The organism is Collinsella sp. CM84Y_54, assembly GCF_036317945.1.
GTDB lineage: Bacteria > Actinomycetota > Coriobacteriia > Coriobacteriales > Coriobacteriaceae > Collinsella.
Map to the genome: position 1 here is coordinate 125,163 of NZ_JAWQCX010000003.1, position 23,519 is coordinate 148,681.

Below are 23,519 nucleotides of genomic sequence, written 5' to 3' on the forward strand. Positions count from 1 at the left end.
ATATTGCCTGTAACGAGGGAAGGACGCGTGCCTTCCCTCGTTTTTTATGCGCCGAGGTCGTGAGGGCATGGGATGACCGGGCGTCGCGGAAACTACGACCCGGAATTTGCGTCCAAAACGGGTCGCGCTTTCCCAAAGGGGGTCCTCTGGGAAAGCGCGACCCAGAATTCGGCAAAATAATGGGGCACAGTTTCCGGTTGAGCTGTCTAACGGAAACTGTGCCCCAGAATGAGCGCTCAAAACGGGGCAGGCTTTCCGCAACAACTGTCTGGCAGAAAGCCTGCCCCAGTTTCTTATAGCGAGTCTCTCTGGATCAGCTGCATGTGCATCACGGAGGTGGTAGGCTCGGCACCCTTGACCATGTCGAGCGCAATGTTGGCGGCCATGTGGCCTTCTTCGCGCAGGGGCTGGCGGACGGTCGTGAGCGCGGGGACGCAGCGCGTCGCAATCTCGTGATCGTCGAAGCCGACGACAGAAACGTCCGCAGGAACGGATAGGCCCGCCTCGTTGAGTGCGGTGATGACGCCAGCCGCGATACGGTCCGATCCGCAGAGCACGCCATCGAAAGCGATCTCGCGCGCGAGAATCTGGTGCATGGCCTGATAGCCGTCTCCGCTGTTCCAGCCGGTATAGATAACGTTTGCGTCTGGGAGGTCTTCGCCCAAGACGGCGCGGTAGCCGCGCAGGCGGTCGGCAACAGCGGGGTTGTCTTGCGGTCCCAACACGGCGACGATATCTTTGCGCCCGCGATCCTTTATGGCGAGTGCCGCAAAGCGTCCGCCCTCTTCGTCGTCAGAGTAGACTGTCGAGAACACATCGCGATAGGGGTGGCCCTCGAGCTGGCCGCACAACACGGTGGGTACGCCCAGCTCGCACAGTACCTCGAGCAGCTCGCTGCCCTTGTAGGGGGAGACGTCGATCACGGCGTCGAACGAGCGGCGCTCAAAGTGCTCGCGTGCGCGGTTGCGCTCATGCGTAGAAGACGCCTGCAAGATAACGGGCAGATAGGACGACTCCGACAGTTCCTCGGTAATGCCGCTCAAAAACTCGCTATAGGTGGGGTCGCTGAAGAGTTCACTTAGGGGCTCGGTCACGAGCACGGCGATGATTTCCGTGCGCCCGACAGCGAGCGCTCGGCCACGAGCGTTGGGGACAAAATTGACTTCCTTGGCCGCCGCGCGGACACGCCTTTTGGTTTCCTCGCTAATGCGGGGCGAATCGTTGAGAGCGCGCGATGCCGTGGAGCGCGACACGCCGGCAGCTGCGGCAACCTCGGCAAGCGTAGGTGCGGTGCGAACTGGTTGGGTCATGGCGTCTCCTGGAGAATGCGGTCGATGTTGTCGCTGATACGGGCTGGTGCGGATACAGCTTACTATAGTGCGCCTGAACAGCGTTCATGATATCCGGTGACCGGTGTCGTTTTGCAACCAAGCCGCAATTGAATACGTCTCGTATGGGTGAGATATCAGCGGGCGTGGCGGTTGCCTACGAGCTTGAGAACGATGTCTTGCGCTGAGTTTCGATACTCAGGGTGACATAAGTGTCGCGGTTGTACAACCGGTTGCACCGTTAACCCGACCAAATCGACCGTTCAGCGGACAACCGGTTGCACAGTTTTTTGCATCGCCCGTAAGATAAGGACAACCGGTTGCACAAGAATCACTACGATGACGAAGGAGCATCACCATGGACACCATTAACGATTGGGAAAACCAAGCGCTCACCCATAGGAACCGCCTGGCACCCCATGCGTACTTTATGGGTTATGAGACCGCCGATCTCGCTGCAACGTACAGCCGCGAGCTGTCGCGCGGGTTTGTCCAGCTGTCCGGCTCGTGGCAGTTCCGCCTCTTTGAGGGCCCCGCTGCCGTCTCCAACGAGGAACTCTCCACGTACAAGCCCGAGTGGGATCACGTGGAGGTTCCGCACCTGTGGCAGGTGGACGGCTATGGCAATCTTGCCTATACCGACGAGGGTTTCCCGTTCCCGGTGGACCAGCCGTTCGTTCCCTCCGACGACCCCACGGGCGTCTACCAGCGCATCGTCAATCTTCCCGCTGTTCCCGCCGGCGCTCGCGAGATCATTCGCTTCGACGGCATCGAGAGCTATGGCGAGCTGTACGTCAACGGCCAGTTTATCGGCATGACCAAGGGCTCGCGCCTGTCTGCCGAGTTCGACGTGACCGACGCGCTCGTCGAGGGCGACAACCTGTTTGCGGTCAAGGTCCTGCAGTACAGCGATGGCAGCTATATCGAGGACCAGGATATGTGGTGGGCCTCGGGCATTTTCCGCGATGTATACCTTGTGCAGCGTCCCGCCGCGCACCTGGTCGACTTTAGGTTCCGCACGCACCGCGAGGGCGATACCGCTCTGATTACGCTCGATACGGTGGCCGAGGGCGCTACCCGCGTTGTGTATACGCTCAGCGATGGCGAGAACGTGGTGGCTACGGGTGAGTGCGTCGACGGCCATGCCGAGTGCAGCGTGACCGATGCCCACTTCTGGAATCCCGAGGACCCCTTCCTCTACGACCTTACGTTTGAGGTCTACGACGGCGACAAGGTGAGCGAGTACGTCCCGCATCGCCAGGGTCTTGCCGAGGTGACGGTCGAGGGCAATCATATCTACCTCAACAGCACTTACTTTAAGATGCATGGCGTCAACCGCCACGATCACGACGATCACAAGGGCCGCGCCGTGGGCCTCGATCGCATGCGCCGCGACCTGGAGCTCATGAAGCAGCACAACATCAACGCGGTGCGCACCTCTCACTATGCCAACGACCCGCGCTTCTACGAGCTGTGCGACGAGTACGGCATCATGCTGGTCGCCGAGACCGATATGGAGAGCCACGGCTTCGAGAATATCGGCAATATCGCCCTGGTCACCGACGACCCGGCATGGGAGCCGGCCTACGTCGACCGCATTGAGCGCCTGGTGATGCAGGAGCGCAACCACGCCTGCATCATTATGTGGTCGATGGGCAACGAGAGCGGCTATGGCTGCAACATCCGTGCAATGTATGCCAAGGCTCACGAGCTCGATGGTCGTCCGGTCCACTACGAGGAGGACCGCAACGCCGATACCGTCGACGTTATCTCCACCATGTACTCCCGCGTGTCGCAGATGAACGACTTTGGTGAACATCCGTTCCCCAAGCCGCGCATCAACTGCGAGTACGGTCACTCCATGGGCAATGGCCCCGGAGGCCTGTCCGAGTACCAGGAGGTCTTCGATCGCTGGGATTGCATCCAGGGCCAGTTCATTTGGGAATGGTGCGACCACGGCTTGGCTGCTGTGACCGAGGACGGCGTTGCCTACGACATGTATGGCGGCGACAACGGCGATTACCCCAACAACAGCAACTTCTGCATCGATGGCATGGTGTTCCCCTGGCAGCAGCCGAGCCCGGGCCTTACCGAGTACGGCCAGGTCATCTGCCCGGTTCGCATGGCTTATGACGCCGAGGCGGGCGAGCTGACTGTCACCAACAAGCGCTGGTTTACCACCCTCGAGGATGTTTGCCTGTCGGCGGAGACCCTGGTGGACGGCGACGTGGTCTGCCGCAAGACGCTCATGCCCGGTGCGGTTGCCCCCGGTGAGTCCGTCCAGCTTCCGCTGGTGATTCACGAGGCCGCGGTAGGCGAGACCCTGCTGACTGTGCGCGCCTACACCATGGCCGCTCACGTCTGGTGCGAGCCGATGTTCCAACTGGGCGCAAACCAGTTTGCCATCGCAAACCATCCGGCGCCGGCCATTGCGGCCCCCACTCGTCCTGAGCTTACGGTCGAGGAGACCGAGCAGGAGATTCGCATTCACTCCCTCAACGGCGAGCTGACCTTCAGCAAGGTAAACGGCACCGTGAGCGAGTGGAAGGCATCCGGCCGCGACGTCATGGCCTCTGGCCCCCAGGTTGGTTTTTGGCATCCGCTCGTCGACAACCACGCCCAGGAGTACGACTCCCTGTGGAAGGACAACTTCATCGATGTAATGCAGACGTCCACCCGCAAGGTTTCTTGGAAGCAGGACGGCAATGCGGTCGCCGTTACCGTGAGCCAACGCATTGCTCCTCCCGTCCGTGCGTTCGGCATGCGCGTCGAGCTTGTCTACACCGTGCTTCCGAGCGGTCGCGTCGACCTCAAGGTTTCCGGCGAGCCCTACGGCGATTACTCGGATATCATCCCGCGCATCGGCATCTCCTTTGAGGTCCCCGGTTGCGATCGTGCCGTCGAGTGGTATGGCCACGGCCCGGGCGAGAACTATCCGGACTCGCTGCGCGCCAACCCGGTCGGTCATTACCGCACTACGGTCGACGACATGTTCACGCCGTATGTCATGCCCCAGGATTGTGCCAACCGCGAGGGTACCCGCTGGGTTGCCCTGCGCTCTAGCCACGGTGACGGCGTGCTGGTGACGCGTCCGGCTGACGCTGCCTCCAATCCGTTCTCGTTCTCGGCATGGCCCTATAGCTGCGAGGCCATCGATAACGCCAAGCACGTCTACGACCTTGTCAAGGGCGACACGGTTACGGTCAACATCAACGACCAGCTGCTCGGCCTTGGTTCGAACTCTTGGGGTTCCGAGGTGCTCGATTCCTATCGCACCCGTTTTGAGAGCTTCAGCTTTGAGGTGTCCCTGCGACCGCTGACGTCTGCCGATCTGGCTCAGGTACTGGCACCCATTAAGGAGGCATAAGTCATGCATGTCTTTAACTCGCGCGCCGATTTCGACGCTCAGATGAATTCCGTCAAGAAGTGGATGCGTACCGGACAGGCGCTCGACGGCGTTTCTGAACTGCAGCACGATGTGGCGTACTCCATCGGCGACTCGCTGGTGTATTGGTGGGTGAACGCCCACGAGGCGGCTACCGCCGATCTGGTCGGTCACCGTCGCTATCATGCCGTGCTCGCCCCGCTCGACGGCGACCTGACTGTCGAGGTTGCCCCCAAGGCAGGCCTCACCTGCACCCGCGCCTACAGCGATATCGATGATCGCGAGCGCTTTGAGGGTACGGGGGAGACCGTGACGATTCCCGCCGGCGGCGTTGCCGTCGTCGAAATTGACGAGGCCTACCGTGTCGTGGCCGATGCCGCGGATCCCCGCGTCGTGGTACTGCACGTGACAGTCGAAGGTTATTCCTTCCCCAACAAGTAGTATTCGTCCGCCTGGACGTTTGCTTCGCGCCGTTAAGGGGGATGGCTTTGTTGACTCCCTTTTCCCCATTCCCCTTAGCAGGTGCGCCGTCCGTGTTTGCACTTGCAGCTCGGACGGTTTTAGATGACATTTAACAGATGATTGGGAGGGCTTATGAGCTCTGAAAAACGAGGAACGATTGGTTCGTTCGCTCTGCTGGGCATGACGGTCGCCGCCGTGTTCGGTATCAAGAACATCATCAATAACAACGCGGCCATCGGCTTGGCAGCTGCGCCGTCGTTCTTCTTCGCCACGCTTTTGTACTTTGTCCCCTATACCCTGGTTACCGCCGAGTTCGTCGGCCTCAACAAGGACTCCGAGTCTGGCGTGTACGCATGGGTTAAGACCTCGATGGGTGGTCGCTGGGCGTTCCTGACGGCATTTAGCTACTGGTTTGTTAACCTGTTCTTCTTTGCGTCCGTCCTGCCCAACGTCATCATCTACGCGAGCTACGTGTTCTTTGGTGCCAACGCCGAGCTTTCGCAGCTGTGGATCACCATTATCGAGATCGTCGTCTTTGCTATCGCCACGTGGGTTTCGACCAAGGGCGCTAAGTGGATCGGCTCCATTTCCTCCTTCGGTTCGACCGCGGCTCTCGGCCTGACCGCCGTGTTCATCCTGCTGTCCCTGGCTGCTGCCTTTGGCGGCGTTGAGTTCGCTACGGCTCCTACTCCCGCTAACATGGCTCCCGACATGAGCAACTTCGCAACTGCGTGGGGCTTCTTCGGTACGCTTGCCTGGATCATCCAGGGCGTTGGCGGCGCTGAGTCTGTCGGCGTGTTCCTTAACGACCTTAAGGGTGGCGTCAAGGCCTTCGTGCGCACCGTCGTTATCGCCGGCCTGACCATCGGCCTTCTGTATGCAGGCGCTTCGCTGCTGGTTAACCTGTTCATCCCCGAGGGCGGCGTTGCCATCTCCACCGGTATCTTCGACGTATTCGGCGCTGTCTTTGCCCACTTTGGCATTCCCATGGAAGTGTCTACGCGCGCCATCGGCTTGATCCTTCTCGCCGCTACGCTGGGCTCCCTCATGATGTGGACCTCCGCTCCCATCAAGGTGTTCTTCACCGAGATTCCCAAGGGCGTCTTTGGTAGCAAGATCGTCGAGCTCAATGAGCACGGCATTCCTGCCCGCGCTGCTTGGCTGCAGTTCGCCATCGTCGTCCCCATCCTGATCATCCCGGCCCTGGGCTCCGGCAACCTCGACGACCTGCTCATGATCGTCACCAACATGACGGCTGCCACCGCTCTGCTCCCGCCGCTGCTGATTCTGCTTGCCTACTTTATGCTGCGCAAGAACTTCGACGCCGCTCCCCGTGACTTCCGCATGGGCTCGCGCAGCTTTGGCCTGGTCGTTGCCGCATTCCTGCTTGTGGTCTTCTGCTTCGTGCTTATCTGCGGCACCATTCCGCTCGATCAGCCGCTGTGGCTGACGCTGGTCTACAACGTTGGCGGTGTGGTTGTCTTCCTGGGCCTTGCCGTGATGTGGTACAACCGCTATATCAACCGTCTGCGCGAGACCGATCCCGAGGCTGCCGAGAGCGAGCTGCGTCCGTCTGTTCTCGACATGATGGAGTAGAAGCTGGGATTTATTCACAGCTGAGGAACAACTTGATTCCCTTTCCTAAGGAGGGGCCCTTCGGGCCCCTCCTTTTGTGTTTTGAGACATGTTTTGGACCCTGTGGTCAAAAAATGCCAAATATGAGTAATGTTGCAAAAGAGGTGTCATATTTTTCGGCCTGCTCTGAGCGAAAATGGGCTCATAATCAATTTATCTAGCCCCCTTTAAAGGGCGTTTGACGGCTTTCAACCTCTTCAAATCGCTCAAAGTTGGCAATTTGCTTTCGATTTTGCTGCTACTAAATTGGTGACAGTACTCATATTTGCCACTTTTTGACCACGAGGTGTTCAGAGGAGCTCTCGAGAAGCATCTAACGCTACAATAACTACCACGTGGCTGGGTTTTGCCGGCCGATGTGCGATGTCGCGGGAGGGGACATGGTCGAGTTTACAAAGACGATTAAAGATCCGTTGGGACTACATGCCCGCCCGGTTGCATTGCTCTATGACATCATTGCCAAGCATCGTAGCAACGTGTCAGTCAGCATCGGCGATCGCCACACGGATGGCCGCGATGTCATGGGACTCATGGCTCTCTACGGCGAGTGCGGCGAGGACATCATCTTCCGCGTTTCGGGCGTAGATGAGGCCTCCTGCGTTACGTCGATCAGAAACCTCTCGCTCTAACCTCAACAATGTGACAAAGGGGCAGTCCCCTCTGTTGCATCAATTGGTATGGCAAGGCGCCGCAAAGAGACAGTCTTTGCGGCGCCTTTGTTTCGTATAGGAAACTTTTTCGAAATCTGAATGGGGACCCTTTCCAAAAAGTTAACCACGTGTTAGTTTACTAAAGCGAACATAGACGTGGTTAACTTTTACTGCGCCGATGTGGAGGACGAATCGATGTTAGGAGCCCAGTCATGTCTTGCGGACCGCAGATGCCGGCAATGCCGCTTTCGATGGTAAAAGCGGGCGAAACCGTGCGCGTGTCCCGTGTAAAGGGCAATGAGGACATGAAACACCACCTCAAGGACCTCGGCTTTGTCGAGGGCAACGAAATCCACGTGGTGAGCTCGAGTGGCGCCAATATCATCGTCACCGTGCTGGGCGCACGCTTTGGTATCGATTCCAAGGTTGCCATGCACATCATGACCGTCGGTTAGTCTGCAGCATTTCATAAAAACCGAAAGGGGGACAAGAGGATGAAGACGTTGGGTGACGTTAAGGTGGGCGAGAGCTCTACCATCGTCAAGCTTCACGGTGAGGGTGCGCTTCGCCGCCACCTTATGGACCTGGGGCTCATCAAGGGCACTTCGTTCAAGGTCGTGAAGGTCGCGCCGCTCGGTGATCCGGTCGAGATCAACGTGCGCGGCTACGAGCTTTCCATCCGCAAGGAGGAGGCCGCCGTCGTCGAGGTCCAGTAAGGGCTCACGACGTATATTTCTGCAGATAAAGTTAGGTTTTTCTAACTTAATGCAGCATCTTTGAAGCACATTATCCAGCCTGCGCGGAGAAAGCAGCGCAGGCACACAAGGAAGAAGGATTGAATGGCGGATTCTCAGATCCATGTCGCGCTGGCGGGTAACCCCAACTGCGGCAAGACCACGCTTTTCAACCTGATCACCGGCGCCAACGGCTACGTTGGCAACTGGCCCGGCGTCACGGTTGAGAAAAAGGAAGCCAAGCTCCTAAGCGACAAGAACGTTACCATCACGGACCTCCCTGGCATCTACTCGCTTTCCCCTTACAGCCCCGAGGAGCAATGCTCGCGCGATTACCTCATGAGCGGCGAGCCCGATGTTGTCGTCCAAGTCGTCGATGCCACCAACCTCGAGCGTAACCTGTACCTGGCGCTTCAGGTTATCGAGACCGGCCTGCCCGTGGTCGTTGCCCTCAACATGGCCGACCTGGTCGAGAAGAACGGCGATAAGATCGACACGGACAAGCTCTCCAAGAAGCTCGGCTGCCCGGTCATGATGATCTCGGCTCTTAAGAACAAGGGCATCAAGGAGCTCTTCGAGCAGGTCAAGAAGTCCGCTGCTTCTAAGGGCCAGGTGCCGGAGCACAAGTTCGACTCCTCCATCGAGGACGTTCTGACGCATATCGAGAATAACCTTCCGGCGAGCGTTCCCGCCAACAAGCGCCGCTACTACGCTGTCAAGCTGTTTGAGCGCGACGTGGACGCCTGCAAGCTCATCAACCTCACCAAGGAGAAGGCCGCTCGCGTGGAGGAGCTGGTCGCCCAGTGTGAGCAGGACTGCGACGACGATGCCGAGTCCATCATCACCGGCGAGCGCTACGGCGTGATTGCCCACATCATTGACGAGTGCCTCACCAAGGCTCCGGCAAAGATGAGCACCTCCGAGAAGATCGACCGCGTGGTTACCAACCGTATCCTGGGCCTGCCGATCTTTGTGGTCATCATGTTCTGCGTGTACTACATCGCCGTTTCCACCTTGGGTGGCACGGTGACCGACTTCACCAACGACCAGCTCTTCGGTACCGACGGTTGGTATGTGCTCGGTCAGGGCCGCGACGCCTACGATGCGGCCGTCGAGGCAGCGGGCGATGCTGCCGATTCGGTCGACCCGGCGCAGTACGGCCCCTATGTCCCGGGTATCACCACCGTGGTGCACGACGCCCTTGTGGCGGGCGGCACCGAGGACGGTGGCCTGGTCGATTCGCTGGTCTGCGACGGTATCGTCGGCGGCCTGGGTGCCATCTTCGGCTTTGTCCCGCAGATGTTCCTGCTGTTCGTCATGCTGTCCTTCCTGGAGGACTGCGGCTATATGGCCCGCGTCGCCTTCATCATGGACCGCGTGTTCCGCCGCTTTGGCCTGTCCGGTAAGTCCTTTATCCCCATGCTCGTGTCCTCGGGCTGCGGCGTCCCCGGCGTTATGGCCACCAAGACCATCGAGAACGAGAAGGACCGCCGTATGACGGTCATGACCACCACGTTTATTCCCTGTGGCGCCAAGCTGCCGATCATCGCCCTGCTCATGGGTTCCATCATCGGCGATTCTTCTACCACCGCCGCGTGGATCAGCCCGCTCTTCTACTTCCTGGGCGTCTTTGCCGTCATCGCCTCGGGCCTCATGCTCAAGAAGACCAAGCTCTTCGCCGGCCGCCCGACGCCGTTCGTTATGGAGCTTCCTGCCTACCACTTCCCGGCGATCCGCTCTTGGGCGCTGCACGTGTGGGAGCGCTGCTGGGCCTTTATCAAGAAGGCCGGCACGGTCATCTTCGCCTCCACCGTCGTCGTTTGGTTCCTCTCCAACTTTGGTAGCTACAACGGTTCCTTTGGCTTCCTGCCTGCGATGGACGGCATCCCCGAGGAGTTTATGGACTACTCCGTGCTCGCTATGTTGGGCAACCTGGTTGCCTGGATCTTCGCCCCGCTCGGCTTTAGCACCTGGCAGGCCACCGCGCTGACTGTCTCTGGCCTTGTCGCTAAGGAGAACGTCGTCGCCACCGCCGGTTCGCTGCTGTCCGTTGCCGATGCCGCCGAGACCGACCCGAGCCTGTGGACCGCGTTCGCCGGCATGTTCCCGACCATGGGCGCTTGCGTTGCCTTTGGCGCGTTCAACCTGCTGTGCGCTCCGTGCTTTGCCGCCATGGGCACCATCCGCAACCAGATGGACTCCGGCAAATGGACCGCGATTGCCATCGGTTACGAGTGCGCCTTCGCTTGGGTCATCGGCCTGTTCATCAACCAGTTCTATAACCTGCTTGTCCTTGGGCAGTTTGGCTTCTGGACGGTTGTGGCTATCGTGCTGCTGGTCGCGATGCTCTTCCAGATTTTCCGTCCTATGCCCAAGCACGCTTGGACCGACGAGGACGAGACCAACACTGCTTCCGCTGCAGTTTCCGCCTAAGTCCGAATAAGTATCAACCCCTTTCCACGAGCCCGGGTGTCTCAGTGATACTCGGGCTTTTTTGATGGGAGAGATGTGGCGTTTCCGCAGATAAAACCGACCAAAATAAACCTGTCCCTTTTTGGTAGGTGGAGAATGGGGTAAAGTAAGTGATGGTTAACTAGAGGAGGCTTGCTATGGCACCTATCGATATTGTTGTACTGGCTGTTATCGGTATTGCGTTTGTCGCCGTGTGCGTGCGCATCTACCGCAAGGGCACCTGCGCCGACTGCGCTCAGGGTGGCGTTTGCACGGGGCATTGCTCCAACAAAAAGACGTGTGCCGCGCTTAAGGGCGTGGACAAAATCGCCGAAGACTTGGGCCGCGGTATCAAATAAGGTCCGGACATTCAAGCGCTCCGCGGGCATCCGTTCGCGGGGCGCTTTGTGCATTTGAGGGAGAGCACGGCGAGTCGAAGAGTATTTTTGGGGTATCGTTAAATCAGTTGCGGTGAAATACGGACTGTTTTGGCTGTCAAAGGCCTTATCTACTCCGTATTCCACCGCAACTTTTTGTGGAGTGGGCTAGAGACGCTGCATGCGGTACCCGACACCCATGTGCGTCTGAATCATCTTGGGGTGAGAGGGGTCTGCCTCGATCTTCTTGCGCAGGGTGCGCATGAACACGCGCAGGCTCGCCAGATCGCTGTCCCAGCTCGTGCCCCATATCTCGTGGGTGATGAAGGTGTGGGTGAGCACCTTGTCGACGTTTTTCGCCAGAAGGACGAGCAATTTGTACTCGGTTGGGGTGAGCGAGAGCTCGCGTCCGTCTTTCGTCGCGTATCCCGCGGCGTAGTCGATATGCAGCGGACCGTTGTCAAACGTGCTCGCTTCTGTCGACTCGCTCGACGCCATCGAGGAGCGCCTCAAATTCGCACGGACGCGCGCGAGCAACTCATCCACAGAAAAGGGCTTGGTGAGGTAGTCGTCTGCCCCTGCGTCAAGTGCTGCAATCTTGTCGGAATCTTCGGTGCGCGCTGAAATGACGATAATGGGGACTGCCGACCAGCTTCGGATCTTCGTGATGACCTCGATACCGTCAATGTCGGGAAGGCCGAGGTCGAGCATGATGAGGCTGGGGCCGTGCGACACCGCATCCATGATGGCGGCCTGGCCGTTGCAAACCTTGCTCACGACATAGCCGTGGAGGTCAAGCGCGGTCGAAACGAGGTTTTGAACGGTCAGGTCATCTTCGACCAGGAGGATGCGTGGCTTAGCGGCATTATTCATGAATCTCGATCTCCTCAGCGGGCAGGGTAAAACGGAAGACGGCCCCATGGGGGTGGTTGTCGCGAACTTCGATGACGCCGCCATGCGCCTCCACGATGGAGCGGCAGAGCGACAGCCCAAGGCCGATGCTTCGACGCGAATCCACGGGCCGCGTATTGCCTGAGGTAAAGAAGCGCTCAAAGATATGAGGCTTGTCGCAGTCTGCCACACCCGGCCCATCGTCTGCGACGTCCACCACGACGAACGCGCCCTCGCGACGTGCGCTGACGGTGACAGTCGAGTCCTCGGGCGTGTATTTGAAGGCGTTCATGATGAGATTCGTAAGCACCTGCATGATGAGATGGACGTCGACGCGTACCAGCAGGATGTCGTCAGTGTGCTCGATGGTGACGGCATGTCCATGCGATGCTTGGGCGACATGGCTGAGGGCGGCCTCGATGACCTCGTCGATGAGCTCGGATGTGAGGTTGAGGCGAATGGTGCCGTCCTCGACGCGTGTGATGGCGAGGAGGTTCTCCACGGTATCGATAAGCCAGAGGGAGTCATCGTAGATGGCATCGGCAAGATCGCAGCGTTGTTCGAGGCTGAGCCTCTCGTCGCTCTTCCGAAGGATTGCCGCAGATCCGGATATAGCCGTGAGGGGTGTTCTCAAATCGTGGCCGATGGAGCGCAAAAGGTTGGCGCGCAGCTGCTCGTTTTTCGCCAAGACCGCAGCCTCTTCGCGCTCTTGCGCCGCTCGGTCGCTTTCGAGCGCCAAGGCGCATTCACCTACGATAGATAGGACGATCGAATGCTCGAAGGCTTCGATCTCGCGCCCCTCCAGGGCGATACCGATGACACCGAATACCTTGTCGCCGGTGCGAACCGCGAGGTAGAGACAGCGCGCCTCAGGCAGGGTCCGCGTGCTTGCGCCCGCGCGCTTGTTGTTGGTGTAGGCCCAGGTTGCAACGGCGCGCTCGTAGTCGGTGAGCAGCGACGCGGATCGGTTTTCGGTGCCAGCGGACTCATAGAGCGCCTTGTCGAGCGTGCCGTGTTCGGCGGGGTAGAAGACCACGTCGAGTTTTAGCAGTTTGACGAGTTGGTTCATGGCGACGCGGGCGCACTCCTCCGCGCTATGGGCTTGCTGCAAGAGCTGGTTCGTTTCGAGGAGTACGCGCGTTTTGAATGCGTTCTCGGCGGATGTACGGGCGTTGTCGGCGATGCGCGCAGTTAACTCGCCGGCGACCATAGCGGTAGCGAACATGATGCCGAACGTGACCAGATAGCTTCGGTCGTAGCTGGCGAGCGAAAACAGAGGCGTGACGAAGCAGAAGTTGTAAAGCACTACAGAGAGCACGCTCGATACGATTGTGCAGATACGTCCCGTCGTGGTGACGGCGGTCAGCAGGGCCGTGAGGATATAGAGGGATATGATGCTGGAATCGGCAAATCCCAGATGGCGGAAAGCCGTGCCGATCGCCGTGGCGGCAAGAGAGAGGGCCAGCGTGCGAAGCACGTTTCGGCTGCTGGGCGGCTGCAGGGCGAGCGCATGGCGGCGTCCTTTGGGTCGGGAGGGCGGAGTCGACTGGTCTGGAATGATGTAAATGTCGAGATTCGGGGCGAATGTTATGAGCTGTTCTACGAGAGATTTGCGGCCGAAGAGGGCCTGACGGACGCTGCTGTGCTCGCCCGTGCGCCCCATGACGATCTTCGAAATACCCGACAGGCGCGCGAACTCGGAGATCTGAAACGCGACGTCGTCGCCATAGACGGTTTCCATATGTGCTCCGAGCTGCTCGGCTAGGGCGATATTGGCTGCAAGCTTGGCGCGCTCATCATCGCTCATGGCTTGCGTGCGCGGGCTCTCTACGAACAGGGCGACGAGCTCGCTGCGAAACGCTTTCGCCATGCGTGCGGCGGCACGGACGATGCGGGGATTGGTCGGCGCCGGGGAGACACAGACTAAGATACGCTCCCTGGTGTAGTAGTCACGGTTTCCCAGCACGCGTGCGGCGTCTGTGAGGTGACCGGTGCGATCGGCGCAGCGGCGCAGCGCGATTTCTCGGAGTGCGGTGAGGTTCTCGACGGTAAAAAAATGCTGTTGCGCTCGGTCGGCTTGTGCGGGACGGTAGACGAGGCCGGCGCGAAGGCGCTCAAGTAGGTCTTCGGGCTCTATGTCGACGAGCTCGACCTGGTCGGCATCATCGAAGATACGGTCGGGGATTCGTTCGCTCACGACAACGCCGGTGATGGATGCAACCATGTCGTTTAGGCTCTCGATATGCTGAACGTTCACGGTCGTATAGACGTCGATGCCCGCATGTAGAAGTTCCTCGACGTCTTGATAGCGTTTGTCGTGGCGAGACCCCGGCGCATTCGTATGGGCGAGCTCGTCGACAAGGATGAGCTGAGGGGCGCGCTCGATAGCCGCATCTAGATCGAACTCGCTGAGCGCAATGCCGTTGTGCTCGATGAGTTTACAGGGCACGTTCTCAAGCCCTTGTGCAAGATGGGCAGTTGCCGGACGTTCGTGCGGCTCGATGTATCCCGCGACGACGTCGACACCTCGCCGCTTGGCGGCGTGGGCGGCTTGAAGCATCGCATAGGTTTTGCCTGTGCCAGCAGCGTAGCCAAAGAAAATCTTGAGGTGTCCCCGGCTGGTTCGAGTGTCATCGGCGACCTCGTCTTTCTCAATTGCCTTGAGGATGAGGTCTGGATTGACGCGAGTGTCCGATGCGTCGCGCTGCATAGCGTAGCCTTTCTGAAGCGTTGTCCATGCGTGCATACGCGGTGAAGACACCACTGTATGCTCGCGAGGTCGAGTATAGGCGCACTGCAGCTGCAATAGTGCTTTCTACCTGCATCTTTACGGCATCTTAAGGACGTGAGCCCCGGCCCTCACGCCTCTTTAATCCCTAGAAGCGTTTACTGTCCCCAGACGCTTGCGAGGGCAGGCGTCCGAGACATCGGACCGCGTGTGAAAGGGGCGGTAAATGGACATCCTCATTCCCATCATCGGAGTCGTCTGCATTGGACTTCTTATCTATTACATCTACATTCTGATGAGGAGTGATTCGTAAACTATGGACGCTGCGATTCAGTACATCTTGTACTTTGCCGTACTCGTCGTCCTGGCCGTTCCGCTCGGTCGGTTCATGGCCCATATCATGGATGGTGAGCATACGTTCCTGTCGCCTGTGATTGCTCCTGTGGAGCGTGGCGTCTATCGTCTGCTTCGCATCGACGCGGCAGAACAGATGGGGTGTAGGCGCTATCTGGCGAGCGTGCTGGTCTTTTCGGGGATCGGCCTCGTGACTCTTGTGGCACTCCAGGCGCTTCAGTCCTTCTTGCCAGGCAATCCCCAGCACCTGCCGGGTGTGTCATGGGACCTGTCGTTCAATACGGCTGCTTCCTTCATAACCAACACCAACTGGCAGTCCTACTCCGGTGAGACCACCCTGTCCTACCTTGTGCAGTTCATGGGTCTCACTGTGCAGAACTTCGTTTCCGCTGGCACCGGTATCGCGGTCATGTTCGCGCTGATCCGCGGCTTCCGTCAGGTCAAGGAGCAGGGTCTGGGTTCCTTCTGGGTCGACCTCACCCGCACCGTCCTGTATGTGCTCATCCCGCTGAACCTCGTGTTCGGCATCTGCCTGGCTGCCGGTGGCGTCATCTCCAACTTCCAGCCAGCTCAGAAGGCTGAGCTCGTAGAACCCGTCGCTGTTCAGCCTAATGCAGACGGCGGCTGGAGCGTCATCGACGGCGCCCAGATTGAGGGCGACACGGTCAAGGTCGACGGCAAGGTTGTCGAGGGCGCGCGCGTGGTCACCGAGCAGTTCCTGCCCCAGGGTCCCGCAGCTCCTCAGGTCGCCATCAAGCAGTCCGGCACCAACGGCGGCGGCTTCTTCGGCGTGAACTCCGCCCATCCGTATGAGAACCCCAGTGCCTTCACCAACATCATCGAGATGACCAGCCTGCTGCTGATCCCGGCCGCCTGTTGCTTCGCCTTCGGTATCGGCGTCAAGAACACCAAGCAGGGCAAGGCCATCTTTGCCGCCATGTTCATCCTGCTGGTGATCTTCACCGGCATCATCGCCGTCAACGAGCATGCGAGCACCCCGCAGCTGGCCGATGGCGGAGCGGTCAATATCGAGATGACCGACGGCCAGGCCGGCGGCAACATGGAGGGCAAGGAGAGCCGTTTCGGTATCGCCTCCTCTTCTACCTGGTCCGCTTTCACGACGGCTGCTTCCAACGGCTCGGTTAACTCCATGCACGACTCCTACACCCCGCTGGGCGGTTTTGTCCAGATGCTCCAGATTGCTCTGGGCGAGGTCGTCTTCGGCGGCGTGGGCTGCGGCCTGTACGGCATGATCGGCTTCGCCATCCTCACAGTGTTCATCGCCGGCCTCATGGTCGGACGCACGCCTGAGTTCCTGGGCAAGAAGATCGAGCCGGGCGAGATGCGCTGGGCAGTTGTCCTGTGCTTGGCAACTCCGTTTGCCGTTCTGGTGTGCTCGGCCATCGCCTGCATGGTGCCCGGTCTTGCCGACCAGCTCAACAATGGTGGCGCGCACGGCTTCTCCGAGGCGCTGTATGCCTTCACCTCATGCGGCGGCAACAACGGCTCGGCGTTTGCAGGCATGAACTGCAACATTCCCTGGATCAACGTCATGCTCGGCCTCGAGATGCTGTTCGCCCGCTTCATGCCCATCATCGGTACGCTGGCTATCGCCGGCTCGCTGGCCAAGAAGGGCAAGGTCGCCGAGAGCGCCGGTACCCTGTCTACCACCAACGGCATGTTCGTATTCCTGCTCGTGTTCATCGTTCTGCTGATCGGTGCCCTGAGCTTCTTCCCGGCCCTGGCGCTTGGCCCCGTTGCCGAGTTCTTCCAGATGATTGCGTAAAGGAGGGCGCAGATTTATGACTATGCAAAAAGACATGATGGGCCGCGCGGTCCGCGACTCGTTTGCCAAGCTGGATCCTCGCGTCCAGATTCAAAACCCGGTCATGTTCCTGGTGTGGCTTTCCGCCGTCATGACCTCCGTCCTGGCCGTCGCTTCCATTTTCGGTGTGCAGGACGCGGGTGTGCCCACCTACTATGTGGTCGCCATCGCGGTCATCCTGTGGCTTACCGACCTGTTCTCGAACTTCGCCGAGGCGCTTGCCGAGGGCCGCGGTAAGGCCCAGGCCGATTCCCTGCGTGCGGCCAAGAAGGATGTCGAGGCCCATCGCATCGAGTCCGTTGAGGACAAGGAGCACTTCACCGTCGTTCCCGGCACCGAGCTCACGCGCGGCGACCTGGTGATCGTACGCGCCGGCGAGCAGATTCCCGGCGACGGCGACGTCATCGAGGGTGCTGCTTCCGTTGACGAGTCCGCCATCACCGGCGAGTCCGCCCCCGTGGTCCGCGAGGCCGGCGGCGACCGCTCTGCCGTTACCGGCGGTACCACGGTGCTGTCCGACTGGATCATCGTCAAGATCTCCAGTGAGCCCGGCCAGAGCTTCCTGGACAAAATGATCGCGATGGTCGAGGGTGCCGCGCGCAAGAAGACCCCTAACGAGATCGCTCTGGAGATCTTCCTGGTGGCCCTCTCCATCGTCTTTATCCTGGTCACGCTGGCCCTGTATTGTTACTCCTGCTTCTCGGTCGGTCTTAACGACATGGACAACCCCACGGCCGTGACCACGCTCGTGGCGCTGCTCGTGTGCCTGGCTCCTACTACCATCGGCGCCCTTCTTTCCGCCATCGGCATCGCCGGCATGAGCCGTCTGAACGAGGCCAACGTGCTGGCCATGTCCGGCCGCGCCATCGAGGCCGCCGGCGACGTCGACATCCTCATGCTCGACAAGACCGGCACCATCACCCTGGGTAACCGCCAAGCCGCCGAGTTCATCCCGGTCGACGGCATCGATCCCGCGGAGCTGGCCGATGCCGCCCAGCTTTCCTCGCTGGCCGACGAGACCCCCGAAGGCCGTTCCATCGTCGTGCTCGCCAAGGAGCAGTTCGGTCTGCGCGGCCGCACACTCGAGGATAAGGGTATGGAGTTCATCCCCTTCACCGCGGCGACCCGCATGTCCGGTGTGAACTACGAGGGCAATGAGATCCGCAAGGGCGCTGCCGATTCCGTGCGCACCTATGTGGAGGCAGCCGGCGGCGTGTTCTCCCAGGAGTGCGACGAGGCCGTCGAGCGCATCGCCAAGGCCGGCGGCACCCCGCTGGTCGTGACCAAGAACTGCCGCGTGCTGGGCGTTGTGTACCTCAAGGACATCATCAAGTCCGGCGTTAAGGAGAAGTTCGCCGACCTGCGCAAGATGGGCATCAAGACCATCATGGTGACGGGCGACAACCCGCTCACCGCCGCGGCAATCGCCGCCGAGGCCGGCGTTGACGACTTCCTGGCCGAGGCCACCCCTGAGGGCAAGCTCGAGAAGATCCGCGAGTTCCAGCGTGAGGGCCACCTGGTCGCCATGACCGGCGACGGCACCAACGACGCGCCGGCGCTGGCGCAGGCGGATGTCGCCGTGGCCATGAACACGGGCACCCAGGCTGCCAAGGAGGCCGGCAATATGGTCGACCTCGACTCCAGCCCCACCAAGCTCATCGAGGTCGTGCGTATCGGCAAGCAGCTGCTCATGACCCGCGGTTCGCTCACGACCTTCTCGGTCGCCAACGACATGGCGAAGTACTTCGCTATCATCCCGGCCCTGTTCTCGCCGATCTACCCGGGCCTTGGCGCGCTCAACATCCTCGGTCTGGCAAGCCCGCTGTCCGCGGTTCTTTCGGCCATCATCTATAACGCGCTCGTTATCGTCGCGCTGATCCCGGCCGCGCTGAAGGGCGTTAAGTACCGCGAGGTGCCGTCCGGACAGCTGCTGATCCACAACCTGCTCGTGTGGGGTCTGGGCGGCATCGTTGCCCCGTTCGTATTCATCAAGCTCATCGACATGCTGCTCGCGTTCTGCGGCATTATGTAAGTGGAGGTTTGTATGTTCAAAGGTGTTGCATCGCGCGCACTGGGCGTGTTCGCGCTGTTTACCGTTGTCTGCGGCCTGGGCTATACGCTCGTCGTGACCGGCATCGCCCAGGTTGCGTTCCCGTATCAGGCGAACGGTTCGCTCATCAAGGTCGACGACAAGATCGTGGGCTCCGAGCTGATCGGCCAGAACTTCGAGGATGAGGACCACATGTGGGGCCGCATCCAGAACATGTCAATTGTCGAAGGCGAAGACGGCGAGCTCATGGCGTACGGTGCCCCGTCCAACCTGTCCCCGGCGAGTGAGGAGTACCGGCAGCTTGTGGACGCGCGCGTCGAGAAGATTCGCGCCGCCAACCCCGATGCCGATATGGACGCCGTACCCGTCGACCTGGTGACGTGTTCGGGGTCCGGCCTCGACCCGGAGATCTCTCCGGATGCCGCCGAGTACCAGGTCCCGCGCCTTGCCAAGGCCACGGGCAAAAGTGAGGACGAGGTGCGCGACATCATCGCCGCGTGCACCAAGGGCCGTTTCCTCGGCGTGTTCGGCGAGCCCACGGTCAACGTGCTCAAGGTGAACCTTATGCTGGACGGCGCGCTGTAGGTGAGGGAGTGGCGGATGAGGGCATGACTGACTATCTGAGCCCTCAATTCCACCCCGCCCATCAGTTGCGGTGAAATACGGACTATTTTGGCTGTTAAAAGCCTCATCTACTCCGTATTCCACCGCAACTTTTTTTGAGGGTCGGGATTGAAGGTGGGGAGTGCGAGCGAGCGCGAATGCGGCGGGTACTGATACGATAGGGGTGTCTGCAAGTGCCGCCGAGCGGCTTAAACGAAAGGAAGCCTGTATGGAGTCATCCGCCTACCCGATGCTCTTTAGCCCGATCAAGGTCGGTACGACCGAGGTCAAGAACCGCGTCTTTATGCCGCCGGTGTCCACCAACCTGGCCGATCATGGCTATGTGACCGACGATTTGGTCGATCATTACCGTGCCCGTGCCAAGGGCGGCGTGGGCCTCATCATCACCGAGGTCGTGACGGTCGAGCCTACCTATACCTATCTGCCGGGTGACATGTGCTGCTACGACGATACGTTTATCCCCGGCTGGGAAAAGCTCGCCGCGGCCGTCCACGAGTATGGCTGCAAGATCATGCCACAGCTCTTCCACCCCGCCTACATGGCCTTTAACATTCCGGGCACGCCGCGCCTGATTGCTCCGTCCTTTGTGGGCCCGTCCTATGCCCGCGAGGCGCCGCGCCCCATCACGGTCGATGAGATTCACGAACTTACGCATCAGTTCGGTGACGCCGCCGTGCGTATGCAGAAGGCCGGCGTCGATGGCGTCGAGGTCCATGCGGCACACGCCCACGGTATGCTCGGCGGCTTTTTGACTCCGCTCTATAACAAGCGTACCGACGAGTACGGCGGCTCGCTCGACGCCCGCATGCGCTTTTTGCTCGAGGTCATCGCCGAGATTCGCGAGCGCTGCGGTAAGGACTTTATCATCGACGTCCGCATCTCGGGCGATGAGTACACCGATGGTGGCCTGACCCTCAACGACATGATCTACGTCTCGCGTCGCCTGGAGAAGGCTGGCGTCGACATGATTCACGTGTCGGGCGGCACCACCATCAAGCGCGGCTCTGCGATTCCCGCCGCCGGCACGCAGCAGGCCTCGCACGCCGCTTGCTCGCGCGAGATCAAAAAGCACGTCAACATCCCCGTCGCTACTGTCGGCCGCATCAACGAGGCCTGGATCGCCGAGGAGCTGATCGAGGACGGCGCTGCCGACATCTGCATGATGGGCCGCGCCAATCTGTGCGATGCCGAGTTCTGCAACAAGGCCGCTGCCGGCAACGCCGACGACATCCGCCCCTGCATTGGCTGCCTGCGCTGCCTGAACGGCATTATGTTTGGCAAGCGCATCTCCTGCACCGTCAACCCCGATGTTGAGCGCGACGAGGCCGGCTACGAGCCTGCCGACGAGGTCAAGAACGTGCTCGTTGTGGGCGCCGGTCCTGCGGGCATGGAGGCAGCCTACATTGCTGCCAAGCGTGGTCATAACGTGGTGCTCGTGGATAAGCAGGACGAGCCGGGCGGCGAGATGCGCATCGCAGCCGTTCCGCCGGCAAAGCAGGAGCTCACCCGCGTGATCAAGTATCAGTACCGTCGCCTGGCCGAGGCCGGCGTGAAGTGCGTATTTGGCACCGAGCTTTCGGCCGAGGACATTCAGCGCGACTACGCAGGTTACGAGGTTGTCCTGGCTTATGGCGCCGAGCCCATCGCTCCGGCCTTCATGCAGGGCTTTAAGCAAGTTATGACAGCTGACGACCTGCTGGGTGGCAAGGCTTTCCCGGGCAAGAAGATCGTCATCGTGGGCGGCGGCACCGTCGGTTGCGAGACGGCCGATTACCTGGCCCCGCTGGTCAACGACCTCTCGCCGGCCAATCGCGATGTCACCGTTATCGAGATGACCAAGACGCTCGCCGCCAACGAGGGCGGCGCCGGTCGCGCGGTGCTCATCACGCGCATGCTCTCCAAGGGCGTTCACGTGCTGACCGAGGCCAAGGTGACCGAGATCACCGAGGACACCATCAGTTACGAGAAGGACGGCGAGGTCCGCACCATCACCGGTGCCGATACGCTGGTGCTTGCCATGGGCTATCGTCCCAATACCAAGCTGGCCGACGACCTTGCCGCTGCTGGCGTTGCTGCCCATGTACTGGGCGATGCCCAGAAGTGCGGCAACATCCGCGACGCCATCGGCGACGGCTACAAGATTGCCTGCGAGCTCTAGTCAACCCCTTGGTGCGTGGGGGACAGGTTGGTTTGCACCAAGTTGGTGCATGTAAACCTGACCCCATTGACGAGGTTGCCGCCATCCCAGGGCGGCTTCATGGAGTAGCGTCCGTACGCATCGAATTTCTTCTCTCATAGATGTGCGGCACAAAGAGCCCCGAGTTCATACGAGCTCGGGGCTCTTTTCGTTTGGATTGCAGACGTATTGACAGACGAAAACAGTCTGCGTCCGGTATTGAGCCATACGAAAGCGAAATGATGCGTCTTAATTCCGTACGCAAATCAAGACGAAAACCGTTTGCGTCTTCTATAAATCAGTACGCAAACGGTTTTCGTCTTATAATACGGTTATGAATGGTACGAAACGAGGGGGTTGTGCATATGGTTGTTAGAGAGAGCCCTACAGTCGAATACAAGGAAAGCGTTACGCCGACGTTTCTTAAAACGGTGAGCGCCTATGCAAACTACGGGACGGGCAAGATTGAGTTTGGCGTTGATGACGAGGGTGTGGCTGTCGGCCTTGCGGATCCGGTTGCAGAATGCCTGCGCATCGAGAACATGATTAACGACAGTCTTGATCCCGCACCCCGTTATTCGCTTGAGCCCGATGAGAAACACGGGATCGTAATCCTTACGGTTTATGAGGGGCAGGACAAACCCTATCGAAGCAAGGGAAAGGCCTACAGACGAAACGATTCGGCAACGGTGGAGGTCGACCGGTTTGAGTATGGCAGGCTGACGCTCGAAGGCAGCAACGTAACGTTCGACGCGCTCACGTCGGCTCGCCAGGACTTGAGCTTTCATACGCTCGAGCATAAGTGTGTTGAACACCTCGGCATTTCCGAGCTAACGTCGGATATCTTGCGTACGCTCCGCTTGCTCGGCAAGGATGGCTATACCAATGCCGCGGCGATTTTAGCGGATAAGAATGATTTTCCGGGCATCGACTGCGTCCGTTTTGGCGATACCGAGGATGTGATCTTGGATCGCGAGGCAGCGACAAATGTATCCGCAATTGAGCAGGTGGACAGGGCGGTAGCTATGTTTGCACGCTACTACCGTTATGAGCGTATCGAAGGGATGGAGCGCGTCCAAACCGATCGAATTCCTCTCGAGGCGTTTCGCGAAGCTGTCGCAAATGCTTTGGTGCATCGGACGTGGGACGTTCGAGCGAACGTTCAAATTGCCCTGTACGATGATCGTGTCGTTGTGACCTCCCCCGGATCGCTGCCCGCCGGTTTGACGACGGAACAATACCTGTATGGGCAGATATCCGTGCTCAGAAACCCCATCGTTGCAGAGGCCTTCTTAAAGCTGGATTACATCGAGAAATTTGGTACGGGAATCGCGCGCATTAGACGTGCCTATCGCGATTCGATCAATCAACCAATTTTTGATGTTCGCGGCGGCATGGTGGCCGTCACATTGCCCGTTACCGATGCCCTTGAAGGGTCCGAGGAAGAGGTCCAGGTTCTCAAGGCCTTGTCGGGCGGTCGAATTATATCGCGAAGCGAGATTGAAAAACAGACGGGGCTGAGCCGCATGCGGACGTTGACGGCACTCGAATCTCTGCTTGAACGGAATGCAATCGTAAGGCAGGGAACCGGGCGGGCCACGAAATACGAGCGCTCATAGTCAAAAAGAGCCATGGTACAAGACGGACCCCAAGCCAGCGTTGGCTTGGGGTCCGTTATGTCCCGGATGGTAACGGGCCGATTATTGTCAAGTTATAGCAAAGTATGGCGACGTACAGCAAAGTATAGTGAGATATAGCAAGCCGTATAGCGCGCCTTGATTATCAACCGTCCGTATTTCACAGCAACTTATAACAGGCTCGGGGTGCCAATTTGGGGTGCAGTAGTGCT

At 59.7% G+C, this 23,519-nt stretch carries 16 protein-coding genes; 13 read left to right on the forward strand and 3 right to left on the reverse strand.

The features are described 5' to 3' along the window. Window positions 1–293 precede the first annotated feature (293 nt). Window positions 294–1,310 (reverse strand): LacI family DNA-binding transcriptional regulator, encoded by a 1,017-nt coding sequence (locus V2391_RS05785; RefSeq protein WP_329738560.1) that lies wholly within the window; start codon window positions 1,308–1,310, stop codon window positions 294–296. Between the two features lie 376 nt (window positions 1,311–1,686). Here V2391_RS05785 and V2391_RS05790 point away from each other — a divergent pair, with 376 nt between their 5' ends. The 8 genes from V2391_RS05790 to V2391_RS05825 all read left to right on the forward strand — a co-directional run bounded on the left by V2391_RS05790 (window position 1,687) and on the right by V2391_RS05825 (window position 11,004). After that, window positions 1,687–4,695 carry a glycoside hydrolase family 2 TIM barrel-domain containing protein gene (locus tag V2391_RS05790; protein WP_329738561.1) on the forward strand — a complete coding sequence of 1,003 codons (3,009 nt, stop codon included), beginning with the start codon at window positions 1,687–1,689 and terminating at the stop codon, window positions 4,693–4,695. A gap of 3 nt (window positions 4,696–4,698) precedes the next feature. Further along, complete coding sequence (locus V2391_RS05795; protein ID WP_329738562.1) at window positions 4,699–5,154, forward strand: hypothetical protein; 456 nt, start codon at window positions 4,699–4,701, stop codon at window positions 5,152–5,154. 153 nt (window positions 5,155–5,307) lie between these two features. Further along, window positions 5,308–6,771, forward strand: coding sequence for an amino acid permease (locus V2391_RS05800; protein WP_329738563.1), 1,464 nt, complete (start codon window positions 5,308–5,310; stop codon window positions 6,769–6,771). A 419-nt stretch (window positions 6,772–7,190) separates the two neighbouring features. Next, window positions 7,191–7,439, forward strand: coding sequence for an HPr family phosphocarrier protein (locus V2391_RS05805; protein WP_158559602.1), 249 nt, complete (start codon window positions 7,191–7,193; stop codon window positions 7,437–7,439). Window positions 7,440–7,672: 233 nt separating this feature from the next. Continuing rightward, window positions 7,673–7,915, forward strand: coding sequence for a FeoA family protein (locus V2391_RS05810; protein WP_022094360.1), 243 nt, complete (start codon window positions 7,673–7,675; stop codon window positions 7,913–7,915). A gap of 39 nt (window positions 7,916–7,954) precedes the next feature. Next, window positions 7,955–8,176, forward strand: a complete 222-nt coding sequence (locus V2391_RS05815) for a FeoA family protein (protein WP_006234774.1) — start codon at window positions 7,955–7,957, stop codon at window positions 8,174–8,176. A 123-nt stretch (window positions 8,177–8,299) separates the two neighbouring features. Further along, complete coding sequence (feoB, locus tag V2391_RS05820; RefSeq protein WP_329738564.1) at window positions 8,300–10,627, forward strand: ferrous iron transporter B; 2,328 nt, start codon at window positions 8,300–8,302, stop codon at window positions 10,625–10,627. 176 nt (window positions 10,628–10,803) lie between these two features. Further along, window positions 10,804–11,004, forward strand: a complete 201-nt coding sequence (locus V2391_RS05825; RefSeq protein ID WP_035136858.1) for a hypothetical protein — start codon at window positions 10,804–10,806, stop codon at window positions 11,002–11,004. Between the two features lie 186 nt (window positions 11,005–11,190). Here V2391_RS05825 and V2391_RS05830 read toward each other — a convergent pair whose 3' ends face one another. Both V2391_RS05830 and V2391_RS05835 read right to left on the reverse strand, forming a co-directional pair. Further along, entirely contained in the window at window positions 11,191–11,895 is a 705-nt protein-coding gene (locus tag V2391_RS05830; RefSeq protein WP_161145096.1) for a response regulator, read from the reverse strand. Then, window positions 11,888–14,623: a sensor histidine kinase KdpD gene (locus tag V2391_RS05835; RefSeq protein ID WP_329738565.1), complete on the reverse strand. Its 2,736-nt coding sequence runs from the start codon at window positions 14,621–14,623 to the stop codon at window positions 11,888–11,890. Before V2391_RS05835 ends, V2391_RS05830 begins: the two co-directional genes overlap by 8 nt. Before the next feature lie 334 nt (window positions 14,624–14,957). Here V2391_RS05835 and kdpA point away from each other — a divergent pair, with 334 nt between their 5' ends. From kdpA to V2391_RS05860, 5 genes are all read left to right on the forward strand, one after another. Beyond that, a complete protein-coding gene (gene kdpA / locus V2391_RS05840) occupies window positions 14,958–16,781 on the forward strand; it encodes a potassium-transporting ATPase subunit KdpA (protein WP_329738566.1) in 1,824 nt (607 codons plus the stop codon). Window positions 16,782–16,797: 16 nt separating this feature from the next. After that, window positions 16,798–18,852 carry a potassium-transporting ATPase subunit KdpB gene (gene kdpB / locus V2391_RS05845; protein ID WP_161145093.1) on the forward strand — a complete coding sequence of 685 codons (2,055 nt, stop codon included), beginning with the start codon at window positions 16,798–16,800 and terminating at the stop codon, window positions 18,850–18,852. Window positions 18,853–18,864: 12 nt separating this feature from the next. Next, on the forward strand, window positions 18,865–19,455 hold the full coding sequence (kdpC, locus tag V2391_RS05850; RefSeq protein ID WP_161145092.1) for a potassium-transporting ATPase subunit KdpC: 591 nt from the start codon (window positions 18,865–18,867) through the stop codon (window positions 19,453–19,455). Window positions 19,456–19,702: 247 nt separating this feature from the next. Next, entirely contained in the window at window positions 19,703–21,652 is a 1,950-nt protein-coding gene (locus V2391_RS05855) for an NAD(P)/FAD-dependent oxidoreductase (RefSeq protein WP_329738567.1), read from the forward strand. A 383-nt stretch (window positions 21,653–22,035) separates the two neighbouring features. Next, window positions 22,036–23,289: an ATP-binding protein gene (locus tag V2391_RS05860; protein WP_118080882.1), complete on the forward strand. Its 1,254-nt coding sequence runs from the start codon at window positions 22,036–22,038 to the stop codon at window positions 23,287–23,289. Window positions 23,290–23,519 lie beyond the last annotated feature (230 nt).